The sequence below is a fragment of the uncultured Psychrobacillus sp. genome (genome assembly GCF_938022135.1).
Lineage (GTDB): Bacteria > Bacillota > Bacilli > Bacillales_A > Planococcaceae > Psychrobacillus.
The window spans coordinates 1-13,053 of sequence record NZ_CALIED010000039.1 but is presented as its reverse complement, the minus strand read 5'-3'; the positions used below and the strand labels follow the sequence as shown (position 1 = coordinate 13,053).

General features: G+C 37.0%; 11 protein-coding genes. All 11 read right to left on the bottom strand.

Annotated elements, in window-relative coordinates; translation table 11 throughout:
- Window positions 1-8 precede the first annotated feature (8 nt).
- Window positions 9-839: a cytochrome c biogenesis protein CcsA gene (gene ccsA, locus Q0371_RS08410; protein WP_169359868.1), complete on the bottom strand. Its 831-nt coding sequence runs from the start codon at window positions 837-839 to the stop codon at window positions 9-11.
- 83 nt (window positions 840-922) lie between these two features.
- The gene (gene hemA, locus Q0371_RS08405; RefSeq protein WP_169359867.1) at window positions 923-2,287 is read right to left on the bottom strand and encodes a glutamyl-tRNA reductase; all 1,365 of its coding nucleotides are present in this window, start codon (window positions 2,285-2,287) and stop codon (window positions 923-925) included.
- A gap of 622 nt (window positions 2,288-2,909) precedes the next feature.
- Window positions 2,910-3,491 (bottom strand): ribosome biogenesis GTP-binding protein YihA/YsxC, encoded by a 582-nt coding sequence (yihA, locus tag Q0371_RS08400; protein WP_169359866.1) that lies wholly within the window; start codon window positions 3,489-3,491, stop codon window positions 2,910-2,912.
- Entirely contained in the window at window positions 3,492-5,807 is a 2,316-nt protein-coding gene (lon, locus tag Q0371_RS08395; RefSeq protein WP_169359865.1) for an endopeptidase La, read from the bottom strand.
- A gap of 160 nt (window positions 5,808-5,967) precedes the next feature.
- Window positions 5,968-7,239: an ATP-dependent protease ATP-binding subunit ClpX gene (clpX, locus tag Q0371_RS08390; protein WP_251553451.1), complete on the bottom strand. Its 1,272-nt coding sequence runs from the start codon at window positions 7,237-7,239 to the stop codon at window positions 5,968-5,970.
- A gap of 240 nt (window positions 7,240-7,479) precedes the next feature.
- Window positions 7,480-8,760 carry a trigger factor gene (gene tig, locus Q0371_RS08385; RefSeq protein WP_169359863.1) on the bottom strand — a complete coding sequence of 427 codons (1,281 nt, stop codon included), beginning with the start codon at window positions 8,758-8,760 and terminating at the stop codon, window positions 7,480-7,482.
- A 749-nt stretch (window positions 8,761-9,509) separates the two neighbouring features.
- The gene (locus Q0371_RS08380) at window positions 9,510-10,583 is read right to left on the bottom strand and encodes a nitronate monooxygenase family protein (RefSeq protein ID WP_298470257.1); all 1,074 of its coding nucleotides are present in this window, start codon (window positions 10,581-10,583) and stop codon (window positions 9,510-9,512) included.
- An 18-nt stretch (window positions 10,584-10,601) separates the two neighbouring features.
- Window positions 10,602-11,597, bottom strand: a complete 996-nt coding sequence (locus tag Q0371_RS19205) for a GrpB family protein (protein ID WP_366518570.1) — start codon at window positions 11,595-11,597, stop codon at window positions 10,602-10,604.
- Between the two features lie 14 nt (window positions 11,598-11,611).
- Window positions 11,612-12,154, bottom strand: a complete 543-nt coding sequence (locus tag Q0371_RS08365; protein ID WP_298470255.1) for a DUF402 domain-containing protein — start codon at window positions 12,152-12,154, stop codon at window positions 11,612-11,614.
- Window positions 12,155-12,166: 12 nt separating this feature from the next.
- Entirely contained in the window at window positions 12,167-12,490 is a 324-nt protein-coding gene (locus Q0371_RS08360) for a hypothetical protein (RefSeq protein WP_298470253.1), read from the bottom strand.
- Window positions 12,491-12,502: 12 nt separating this feature from the next.
- Window positions 12,503-12,916, bottom strand: a complete 414-nt coding sequence (locus tag Q0371_RS08355) for an NUDIX hydrolase (protein WP_298470251.1) — start codon at window positions 12,914-12,916, stop codon at window positions 12,503-12,505.
- Window positions 12,917-13,053: the final 137 nt, after the last annotated feature.

Genomic DNA, 13,053 nt, shown 5'->3' with positions numbered 1-13,053 from the left:
TACCTTTCTTAATACCAAAAATGGAATTGTGATAATTGACTACCTAGTAAAAAATTAATTATAACAAATAAAAATGCATATACGTGAATCCACGCATAATTCGTTCCTTTATATCGTACACCCTTTCTTATTAAAAGAACGACAATATATAGAACTAATAGAATAAAGGAATTAACAATCTTAAAATCAAATATAGAAAACTCATTTAAAGATATATAAGCCCATTGTAACCCAAGAACGAGACTTACAAACAATAAAGGTATTCCAGTAATAATAGACAGAGTCATTCCTGTTTCCGCATGCTGTAGTGAAGGTAATCTACTAAATTGCTTTGTCCATTTTTTCTTTTTCAACACTCTATACAATATCAAATAAAGAATAGAAAAAACAAACGATAAAGCAAATGCTGCGTATGCTAAAAATGCAAATGTAATGTGAATGAATAATAACTCCGATCGGAGTGCATCACCCACTGGAGATTGCTCCAATTGACTCGGGGCAAATGTATGGATAGTCATAAATATGAAACCAATAATATTTAAAAAGAATCCAGGCAAATCTGATTTGAATACTAGCTGCATGACTAAGGAAAGCAAAATAATGAGCCACGCATAAAAGTAAATCCCTTCAAACAACGATAAAATTGGAAAGCGCTTCATTTCAACCATATACAACACTAAAAACACCGTTTGAAGTAGCCAGACGATGGAAAGAAGCCCTACCGCCAAGCGATGAACTTGCCGATCCTTATTAAGATAATCTATAAAATAGAAGACAAGGCTAACGGATTGAAGGACGACCATAATCTCGTGGAGCCGTGTCATCGTCAAATCAGCCATATAAATTTCTCCCTTTGTACAACAAAAAAGGCGTTTTTATATCTCTCTAGTTTCCATAAAGATACAAAAACACCTCCTTTAGATTAATTGAACGTTAAGTTCTCTTTTAAATCTTGATGCATTAACGCTTGCTTCAAATTAATTTTTGCTTTTTCAGCTTGGCTTTCTACTTCCTTCTTTACATCATCCTCAATACCAAAGATCTGTTGGAATAATTGAAGCTGTTCACCTGGATTTTTAGACGTAGAAAGCTCTTTAGCTTGTAGTATTGGCTCTTTTAAAAGCTGATTAACAATTGATTTCGTATGTTTATTTAATATTTTTCGTTCACGATCAGATAAGTTCGGCATCTTGTTTTCAATAGAACTCATTGTTTCCATTTGAATTCTGTTAGCTTTTTGACGTAATGCAGATATGATTGGCACTACTCCAAGCGTAGCTACCCATTCATTAAACTGATCAATTTCTGTCTCAATCATTTTATTGATTTGGACTGCAGCACGTTCTCTTTCTGCAAGATTCGCTTCTACAATTCCTTGAAGATCATCAATATCATATAAGAACACGTTTGGTAAATCACCGATACGTGGATCTAAGTCTCGCGGTACAGCAATGTCTACCATGAATAAAGGCTTCCCTTTACGTAAACGGTCTACGAACTGCATTAGTTCCAGGTCAATTACATATTCAGTAGCACCTGTAGAGCTGATAAGAATATCCGCCTCTAATAATGCACATTGAAGTTCATCCATCGGCTTAGCATTTCCAGCAAATTTAGAAGCAAGCTCCTTTGCTTTCTCATACGTACGATTTATAACGGTTACCTTTTCAGCCCCGCTACCATGTAGGTTTTGGATAGCTAACTCGCCCATTTTCCCGGCACCTAGAATGACCACGTGCTTATGATTTAACGAACCAAATATTTTTTTACCTAACTCAACTGCCGCATAAGAAACAGATACTGCATTTTCACCAATAGATGTCTCCGCATGAGCACGTTTCGCAAACGTCACTGCTTGTTTAAATAATTGGTTAAATATCGTGCCAGTTGTCCCATTTTCTTGCCCATTTAAAAAGCTCTTCTTCACTTGTCCCAAAATTTGAGTCTCCCCTAGAACCATGGAGTCGACTCCAGCAGTAACACGGAATAAGTGATTATTTGCTTCATTATCTTCATGAATAAATAAATATCTAGAAAGGTTCTCCATCGGGATATCGAACCAATTTGCTAGAAATTGTTTAACATAGTATCTTCCTGTATGCAATTGATCTACAGTAGCGTAAATTTCAGTACGGTTACATGTAGACACAATAACGTTTTCTAAAATACTTTTCTGTTCTTGTAACGCCTGCATCGCATTTGGAAGCTCAGCTTCAACAAAAGAAAGCTTTTCACGAATCTCAACAGGTGCAGTACGATAATTGACACCTACCACTAGTGTGTGCATGGAGTCATGTCACCCTTTCACGTTCATTTCATAAGACCTATTATAGCATAGGTTCACAAGTAGAGAATTCGACATTTGTGAACAAGCTATGAAATCTTATTTAGAATTATTATAAATTAATAATAGCAAAAACTATTCGCATATACAAACATTCTGTCCAAGTTTATAAAAGATTAACTATTCAATTTAATTTTTCCATTATAAAGTTTGAGCATTGTGAGCGGAAATCATTTTCACTTTTTATTATAAAAAAATAATTAATCTTAAACATAGTTTTTTTTTTACCTTTTCGAGATGGACATTCTCTGTGATTGATTGTAACGGCAGGCGGCGACTCCGGCGGGATGAGTGAGACAGATAAGACATCACAACCACGCGCGTAAGCGATGGGTGATGGCTTATCGCTCACCCCGCGGAAAGCGTCCGCCTAGAGTGAAAATCAATCTTTATCTAATTCATGAAAAGGATATAAATAACATGATTCTCTACTCAGTAATAATAGTTTGATTAATTCGCACAAAAAAAGATTAACTAAGGATGGTATTCCCCAATTAATCTTTTTTAATCTTATCTAGACTTATTAACGACTTAATTTAAGGCAAAAAAAGTGTATATGAAAATACTACATTCTAGTTTCGATTTCCTTCCAAGCTGCATCGAATCCTAGCCCAGTTTCGGAAGAGAAAACAATTAGTGGATCGCTTTTATCCATTTGAAGTTCGTCTTTTACAATCTTCTTATGTTTGTCCCATTTTCCTTTAGGAATTTTGTCCGCCTTTGTAGCGATTACGATACATGGAATGTTGTAATGCTTTAAGAAATCATACATCATACAATCATCTTTAGTAGGTGGATGTCTTAAATCCACTATTAATAGCACACCTTTTAGAACCTCACGGGAGGTAAAATAAGTTTCGATCATTTTACCCCACGCGGCACGTTCCGATTTTGATACCTTTGCATATCCGTATCCAGGTACATCGACAAATAGCAGATCTTCTTCTAGCTTATAAAAGTTCAGTGTTTGTGTCTTACCTGGCTTGGAAGAAATACGAGCCATGCTTTTTCTCCCAATCATCTTATTGATGAACGAAGATTTTCCAACATTGGAGCGCCCAGCAAGCGCAAATTCCGGTAAGTCACCTTCTGGATATTGCGCTGGCCTTACGGCACTTATTAATAGTTCGACGTTATGAATTTTCATTTATTTTGCCTCCTCTAATGCAAGTTGAAGCACCTCTTCAGCATCGGAAACAAAATGGAATGTTAATACTTCGCGAACACTTTCTGGAATATCTTCAATATCACGCTCGTTGTCTTTCGGACAAATAATTGTCGTCAAGCCAGCGCGATGAGCACTTAATGTTTTTTCTTTTAAACCACCGATTGGCAACACTCGACCTCTTAATGTAACCTCACCAGTCATCCCGACCTCACGTAAAATTGGTCGTTTAGATAGTGCAGAAACAAGTGCCGTCACAATCGTTATACCTGCAGATGGGCCATCCTTTGGAACAGCACCTTCTGGTACGTGAATATGAATATCCTTATTTTCATGGAAGGTAGGATCAATTCCGAAATCAGCTGCCTTAGAGCGAACGTAAGATAAGGCGGTTTGAGCCGATTCCTTCATAACATCTCCAAGTTTACCTGTAAGCTGTAATTTACCTGATCCGGCTGATAAGGAGACCTCTATTTGAAGTGTATCCCCACCAACTGTTGTATAAGCAAGACCAGTTGCTACGCCTACTTGATTTTCCGATTCAGCTTGTCCATAACGGAATTTTCGCTTACCAATAGTATCTTCCAAATTCTTTGTGGAAATAGTAACTCGTTTTTTATCACCTGAAACAATGAGCAGAGCTGCTTTACGGCAAATATTAGCTAATACTCTCTCTAAGCTACGAACACCCGCCTCACGAGTATAATAACGAATGACATCTATAAGTGCATCGTCCTTCACTTGAAGCTGAGTTTTCTTTAATCCATGCTCTTTAAGCTGCTTTGGTAGCAAGTGATTTTTAGCGATAGACAGCTTTTCAATTTCTGTATATCCCGCAATTGATATAATTTCCATACGGTCTCTTAATGGACCTGGAATTGTGCTTAAATCATTAGCAGTAGCAATAAACAATACATTGGATAAGTCATAGGTCTCCTCAATGTAGTGATCACTAAAGGAGTTATTTTGCTCTGGGTCTAGCACTTCTAGCATTGCAGCTGCAGGATCACCACGGAAGTCATTGGACATCTTGTCAATTTCATCTAAGAGAATTAACGGATTGATCGTTCCTGCCTTTTTCATCCCTTGAATAATACGACCAGGCATAGAGCCTACATAGGTTCTTCTATGTCCACGGATTTCTGATTCATCTCTTACCCCTCCAAGAGAGATACGAACGAATTTTCTACCAAGTGACTCTGCAATAGATTTGGCTAATGAGGTTTTCCCGACTCCTGGTGGCCCAGACAGACAAAGAATTGGTCCTCTTAGTGATTTAGTCAATTGACGAACTGCTAAATATTCTAGTACACGTTCTTTAACAGTTTCTAATCCATCATGATCGCGATCTAGAATTTGCTCTGAGCGTTTAATATCTAACTGGTCTTCTGTAGAATTGGACCATGGAATAGAGACAATCCATTCAATATAGTTACGAATTACTCCACTTTCTGGAGCTTGAGTTGGCAGCTTTTCATAACGGTCTAATTCCTTCAGTACATTCTTTTTAGTAGACTCAGGTAAGCCTGCTTTTTCAATTCGTTTTTTTAACTCGGCAACCTCGCCAGTCTTACCTTCTTTATCACCAAGCTCTGTTTGAATCGCCTTCATTTGCTCACGGAGGTAGAACTCTTTTTGTGTTCTTTCCATCGCATTTTTAACTCGATTGTTAATTTTTTTCTCAAGATTCAAAATTTCTTGTTCATTATAAAGCTGCACGATTAAAGTTTCCATGCGCTCTTTAACATCCATAATTTCCAAAATCTCTTGTTTGCCTGAAATCTTTAACGGCAGAGCTGCTGCGATCATATCAGCTAATCTACCTGGTTCTTCAATATCAGCTACTGAACGATATGTTTCCTCCGATACGTGCTTCGAAGCTTTAGAATACTTTTCGAAATTATGTAATAGAGTACGCATTAAAGCTTGATCTTCTTGATCAGCGTTTTTAGGCTCAATATAAGCCGATACAGTAACTTCATCAATTGTATCCGTCACTTTATATTCATCCCAAATTGCACGCTGTAAACCTTCCACTAAAACTCTCATCGTTCCGTTAGGTAGTTTAACCACTTGTTTTATATGTGCAATTATTCCCACATCATAAATATCCTCTTGCACTGGCTGTTCAATACCTAAATCCCTCTGAGCAGAAAGAAATAGTTTTTCCTCACGTTCCATTGCAGTATTCAAAGCGGCGATGGAGCGCTCGCGACCTATATCTATATGAAGCACCATGGTAGGAAATATAAATAATCCACGAAGGGGTAATACCGGGTAATACGTCTTTTCTGCCATCTTGGAAGTCACCTCCATCATATTGTATCCTTTATATATCCTAATAATACAGTAAATCCTCTGGATAAAAAGAGGTAGATTTCACGTTATAAAGAGAAATAGCTGACATCCTTGCTCGCGCCTGTGCACGTAGTTTGGAAGCCAGCTTTTTCAATGGCTATTAAGCCGATGTTTTTTCGTTGTCTATTTCTTTAAGTTCAGACCCATCTTCCAATAAAAGCTTAGGACGAGAGTGTTGTGTAATTGTTTCTTTCGTAATCACACATTCCACAATATCTTCACGAGATGGTAATTCATACATAACGTCTAGCATTGTATTCTCAATGATAGAACGTAATCCACGAGCACCAGTCTTACGCTCAATAGCTTCTTTCGCAATCTCCACTAAAGCTTCATCTTCAAATGTTAACTTAACATTATCCAACTCAATCATTTTTTGGTATTGCTTCACTAGTGCATTCTTAGGCTCAGTAAGAATCTGTACTAATGCATTGTTATCCAATTGCTCTAAGCTAGCCAATACTGGAAGACGACCTATAAATTCTGGGATTAAACCAAACTTTAGTAAATCCTCAGGAATTAATTGGGATAATACTGATTTTACATCTACTATTGCTTTATTTGGATCTGCACCGAAACCAATTACTTTTTCACCTAAACGGCGTTTAATAATTTGTTCGATTCCATCAAATGCTCCTCCAACGATAAACAATATGTTTGTTGTATCAATTTGAATGAATTCTTGATGAGGATGCTTACGTCCTCCTTGTGGTGGAACGCTTGCAACAGTTCCTTCTAATATTTTTAGAAGTGCTTGTTGTACCCCTTCACCTGAAACATCTCTAGTAATAGAAGGATTTTCAGATTTTCGAGCTACTTTATCTATTTCATCTATATATATAATACCTTTTTCTGCTCTTTCAATATCATAGTCTGCTGACTGAATAAGCTTTAACAGGATATTCTCAACATCTTCTCCAACATACCCAGCTTCTGTTAATGAAGTCGCATCTGCAATAGCAAAAGGAACATTCAGAATTCTAGCTAAAGTTTGAGCTAGTAAAGTTTTACCGCTCCCTGTTGGTCCGATTAAAACTATGTTTGATTTAGATAATTCAACTTCATCAATTACACTATTGGAATTAATACGTTTGTAATGGTTATAAACAGCTACTGCAAGTGATTTTTTTGCTCGCTCTTGGCCAATTACGTATTCATCAAGAATAGCTAAAATTTCTTTTGGTTTTGGAACTTCTTTGAACTCTACTTCTTCTTCTGTGCCAAGTTCCTCTTCCACTATTTCAGAACATAGATCTATACATTCATCACAAATGTAAACTCCAGGTCCTGCAACAAGTTTACGAACTTGTTCTTGTGGCTTGCCACAAAAAGAACATTTTAAGTTCCCTTTTTCATCATTGAATTTGAACAAAATATTCACCCCTATTCAAGCCATTATCTTACAAGATTCTTTGTCCAGAATCAAATAATAAGTTTGCTTAAGATTTATTCTATATACGCTGTAACATCGGATTGCATTACTCAAGGCAGTATTCAGACTAGATACAAGTGACAACGATAGCAACAGCGCCATACTAAAAAAGTTATGTATGTATAAAACAAGGCACAGACAGATGCTGTACCTTGTTATATTATAACGCGTTATGTGTAATTATGAAATTTTAGCGTTTTCTACTAAGAATTCCACAGTTTTTTGGAAGCGAAGGTCTTTTTCAAGAACTTCCGTACCACCAAGTGCACGTTTAATATCATCAGCTGACATATTGAATTGAGCACTCATTTTTTCTAGTTCAGCATTAACCTCTTCTTCAGAAGATTGAAGCTCTTCTTTTTCTGAGATAGCTTCAATAGTTAATTGTACTTTTACACGCTTTTTAGCATCTTCTGTCATTTGCTCACGTAAAGCAGCTTCGTCTTGACCAGAGAACTGGAAGTAAAGCTCTAAGTTCATACCTTGTTGCTCTAGACGTTGACCAAATTCTTGTAGCATGCGGTCTACTTCTGTTTCGATCATAGCTTCTGGGATATCGATAGTAGCGTTTGCTGCTGCAGCTTCTACTAGATCATCACGAAGGTTTTGTTCAGACATTTGTTTTTTCTCTTCAGTTGCTGCTTCTTTTAGCTTAGTGCGTAAAGCTTCAAGACCTTCAACCTCAGCATCAATTTCTTTAGCAAGCTCGTCATTAAGTTCAGGAAGTTCTTTTCCTTTTACTTCTTTAACTGTAACTTTGAAAGTTGCTGCTTTACCAGCTAATTCTGCTGCATGATATTCTTCTGGGAATGTAACTTCTACGTCTTTTGATTCGCCAGCTTTAACGCCAACTAATTGACCTTCAAAGCCTGGGATGAAAGAGTTAGAACCGATTTCTAAAGGATAATCTTGTCCTGCTCCACCTTCAAATGCTTCTCCGTCTACAAATCCTTCAAAGTCGATTACTGCAGTGTCACCTTCAACGATTGCATCTTCTTTTACAACTAATTCAGCTAAACGAGCTTGATGCCCTTTAAGTTGCTCTTCGATTTCTTCGTCTGTAACTGTTTGATCTAACTTAGTAACTTCAAGACCTTTGTAATCGCCAAGAGTTACTTCTGGTTTTACTACTACATTAGCAGTAAACACTAAAGGTTGACCTTTTTCCATAGTTACGATGTCGATTTCTGGACGATCTACTGGATCGATTCCAGCCTCATCAATTGCTGAAGCATATGCTTCAGGAAGAATGAAATCTAATGCATCTTGGTATAAAGACTCAACTCCGTACATTTTTTCGAAAATTGGGCGTGGCATTTTTCCTTTACGGAAACCAGGTGCATTAATTTGCTTAACCACTTTCTTAAAAGCTTGGTCTAAACCTTTGTTCACTACATCAGCAGCAACTTCAACTGTTAAAAGACCATTATTTCCTTCTTGTTTTTCCCATTTAACTGACATTTATTCTACCTCCAATAAATAAATTACAATAATTTAGTAGCCTGTATATTAAAAGTTTGAAACTTAACAGGACAGTTTTTCACTAATTATATTGACAACTTGTATATTATAGCATAACTGACTAGACTTTCAACATTATTGATATACAAGTAAGCTCGCCTATTTTCCTAGTAAACTATTTTCTATATGCTATGTAAAGGTTTTAAAACTATTACCTAACAGATAACCTTCATTACTTATAATCCTTTAATCCTTATAGGGTTGTCAACTATAAAATCGGAATTACTGTCTTTCCTATTCATAAAATGAATTGAATTTATAATTTGGATATGTAAAAGGTTAGGGTTGACTTATGATGCAAAGAAATCTTAGATCAGAGAGTTAAATTGATTTTTCGCCCCAGCCGGACGCTTTCCTCGGGGTGAGCGATAAGCCATCCCCCATCGCTTACGCGCGTGGTTGTGATGTCTTATCTGTCTCACACATCCCGTAGGAGTCGCCGTCTGGCGCTCCAACCAATAAATGGGAACAGCTTTAATGCATCGATTAATTGCTAATAAATTTACTCGCATAAACTAAGCCGAAAAACTGTCACGAACTCCAATTTCATAATTTATTTTTGATCTTAATAATCATTTGAATATCACTTTTATAATGTTTACAGTCACTATAAAAAAGAATTGTTAGTCAAAATCAAACAAAAAATTTAACAAAGCTATTTCATTTAATGTCACCATATTTCTTAAAGCCTACCTATTTAAGATTAGGTTAGCCTCATTTACAACACGACGAACAAGCTGTTCAACCGTTTCTTCTCTAGCTAATGTTGGACTTTGGCCCGACCAGAGAGACATGAAATCTGCGTCTTTTTGCTGAGTGGCCGCTTTTCTTAAGTTTTGTGTAAGTGCATTTTGGACGGGAAAGGGCGGTAGCTTGTTTTCATGTACATGCATTTCTTTCATAAAACGATTTTCAATTCCTCTTGCTTCCTTCCCGGAAAATGCTTTCGTACTCACTATGTCCTCGCTTTTTGCTTGCAGTACGGCTTGTTTATGCACTGGGTTTGCCCCACTTTCTTTGGTTGTTAAGAAGGCTGTTCCCATTTGTACGGCATCTGCTCCTAAACATAATGCGGCAGATAGTCCTCTACCGTCCATTATTCCTCCTGCTGCAATAACTGGTATTGACACCTGATCAGTAACCTGGGGAATTAGTGCCATTAAGCCAATCATGCTGTTAGGGGAATCTACTAAAAAGTTCCCACGATGCCCTCCTGCCTCACTACCTTGTACAACTACCGCGTCCATCCCCGCCCGTTCGATAGCTACGGCTTCTGACACAGTAGTAGCTGTCCCTATTGTCATAATCCCGTTTTGTTTAAGACTTTCAATCGTTTTTTTGGAAGGAATTCCAAATGTAAAGGAACAAGCAGCCACTCTTTCTTCTATAACAATCTTTAGTAGTTCCTCATATGTTTGCTTTTCAATTTCTTTTGTAGGTAAGTCCGGTTCTTTCATTTTATGATTTAAAAGGAGCGCATAATTGTCTATTAGCTGCTTAGATTTTTCAACCTGGTCCTCATTCAATTCAAAATGCTCAGGAACGAACAAATTTACTCCAAAATTTGCATTCGTAAGTGCCTTCATCTGATTTATTTGAACTCGTAATTGATCAGGCTTTAAATATCCTGCACCAATCATTCCAAGTGCACCTTGATTGGAGACTTCACTGACTAGCATTGGAGTCGTAACTCCACCAGCCATTGGTGCTTGAATGATAGGGCACTTTAAATCTAATGCCTTCAAAAAATTATTTCCCATCATCGAAAACCTCTCCTTATTTCAGTTTTCTTTAACTTTCCACTGTTCATAATAAGTAGCTTCAACAGATATCTTTTTTGTTCGCAACCATTCAAACGCCTTTAAGACTAAGGGCGAGGAATTTTCCATCGATGTTTCCTGTTCCGAAATCCATACAGCTCCTAGTGAGTCCTGTCCTTCAAACTGCAATGGTTCAGATATCGACCCTCCTACATGCTCAACTTCATAAAAAACGGCTACATGGTGTACAGCCGTGCCTTCTCTCCAATCGGTGTGAATAATAAAGTCAGCTGCTCCAATCTGTTTACGCACATCGATTAATAACCCTGTTTCTTCATAGAATTCTCTTTCAATTGCCTCCTGCAGCGATTCACCTGTTTCTAAATTCCCACCTGGAAGGTCATAGCGGTTGATATAAGGGCCACCATTTTTCTGAATAACTAGAAGCTTGTTTTCATGTATACAGATACCATACACTCCAAACGCTCTATGAAAATTCAACTTAATTCTATTATTCCATCGCATAGCTTTTTCCTCTAATGATTGCACAAACTTGTCCTTACCATTAACATAACTCTCCACATCATAAGGAAACTGTTGGGAAAGAGCTCTCTTTAGCTCACCATATTTCTTTGCCTCCACAGAATGTTTTCTTAAATAATCTCTAAAAATAAGATGTCTCTCTATTTCAGGATTTCCTTGTTCATAAATATGTACATGATGAGTTCGATTGTCACCCCCTTTTTGAAAATAGCGTCGACCTGGTAAACCGTTTTCTCCTTTTGGGGTATAGCCAAGTTGAATCATTTGCTCATCGTAAGCATCAACTCGTTTAATATCCCGGACAACAGGCATTATATCTATAATCGGCTTTGCAGAAAGCCCTTCTATAGAAGTGCTCCCTATATGGTGAATTTCTACTATTTCTTCCTTGAAGATATCATTTAAAGACTTTGATTCTTGTTGGAAATCAGTAGCCCATTTCTTTGAAAACTCTTTAACTTCAACTTTTCTCATTATAATCCCCACTTTTATTTAAGAAGTGCTGTCAGCTCGTTTTTATGATGTACGGATAATCCTAAAAGGTTCATGTTATTTCCCTTTAGCTCATCCATGATTTTATGAGCTACATGTTTAGCCAACTCATATTTCTCTTGATTTATTCGACCAGAATGTAAAGCCTCTTCAAGCTCCTCTTCATCCACGAGAAAGTAATCACCGGATGGAAGGACTATAATGTCTAAAAATAAATCATCCCACCAAGGACCTTGATCGTCTATACCATGTTTATCGCATATATCTATATACCATTGAACTACTTTTCCGTTTTGATCAAACATGGTCGTTACCGTATAGTTTTCTGCCGTTGGAAAGTGCTGCAGCCACATATACCCGTGGTCGACAATACAAATTTTCTTTGCATCATAACTAACCCATAAAGGTTTTGCCGTCTCTACTAAATGTAAAAGGGATGCCCCTCCCGTAAACTGTTCGGAATTAATCTCTACAAAAGTATATCGTCTTTTTAAAATTCTTGACCATCCCGGGCGTTCCCCATATTTTCTTATAACCATCCTAATTCTCCTTTAATAGGATAATGTTACTTCTATAGTGATTAAAGGTAAATCCAAATTGTTTAATCCATATAAATCAATTATCTCTGGGATTTCACTTCTATTATTTAGAGTGATAGATACACTGTTGCCTTCTACAATGATTTCTCTGTGTTTAGAATCATACAAAGTATCTCCTTTTTCTATAAGTATATCGGTAGATAAATACATATAAGTGGCTATTGGAGTAAAGTGGATGAGTATGCCAACTCCTAAGTCATCGTCCTCGTGTATCCTATCTACCTTACTTCCTACATTTTCTTTGCTAGGACTAATATTTTTAAATAAATGAAACACTTCCATTCCCTCCTAATTGTTTTGAAACGTATAGGGTGCTGCTGAATTTAACAAGCTTTTTATTCCTCCTCGGTGATAGGGCATCCATTTATTAGCGGTTTCATGATCCACCCATTTTAGCTCTTCTATTTCATCTGGATATTGTATGCTACACTCTCCATTAAGTACGTTCATTTTGAAGGTTACGAACAATACCTGGCTATCCTTGTGTGTAAAAAATGCTTCATTTAGTGCGACTACTCTCTCTACTTCCGTTATTAAACCAGTTTCTTCTTGAATTTCTCTCCTAATTGCTTGCTCCAATGTCTCGCCATGCTCGACTGTTCCACCTGGAAGTGTCCAGCCTGCCCCCTTATTTTTGACCATTAGTATATTTTCTTCATTCCTATCCGTTATTAAGCCGTATACCACGTCTACTCTTTTCAATATATGATTCTCCCTTAAATTATTTTAGCTTGGTTAAAGTTATTGGTTGATTTTGACTAACAATTCTTTTTTATAGTGACTATAAACATAAACAAAGGAACTTTCAAATGGCTATTAAGAACATAAATAGATTGTGA

Excerpts from the sequence above, each read along its gene's own strand:
- ccsA (WP_169359868.1), bottom strand. The coding sequence starts at position 839 with ATGGCTGATTTGACGATGACACGGCTCCACGAGATTATGGTCGTCCTT.
- hemA (WP_169359867.1), bottom strand. The coding sequence starts at position 2,287 with ATGCACACACTAGTGGTAGGTGTCAATTATCGTACTGCACCTGTTGAG.
- yihA (WP_169359866.1), bottom strand. The coding sequence starts at position 3,491 with ATGAAAATTCATAACGTCGAACTATTAATAAGTGCCGTAAGGCCAGCG.
- lon (WP_169359865.1), bottom strand. The coding sequence starts at position 5,807 with ATGGCAGAAAAGACGTATTACCCGGTATTACCCCTTCGTGGATTATTT.
- tig (WP_169359863.1), bottom strand. The coding sequence starts at position 8,760 with ATGTCAGTTAAATGGGAAAAACAAGAAGGAAATAATGGTCTTTTAACA.
- Q0371_RS08380 (WP_298470257.1), bottom strand. The coding sequence starts at position 10,583 with ATGATGGGAAATAATTTTTTGAAGGCATTAGATTTAAAGTGCCCTATC.
- Q0371_RS19205 (WP_366518570.1), bottom strand. The coding sequence starts at position 11,597 with ATGAGAAAAGTTGAAGTTAAAGAGTTTTCAAAGAAATGGGCTACTGAT.
- Q0371_RS08365 (WP_298470255.1), bottom strand. The coding sequence starts at position 12,154 with ATGGTTATAAGAAAATATGGGGAACGCCCGGGATGGTCAAGAATTTTA.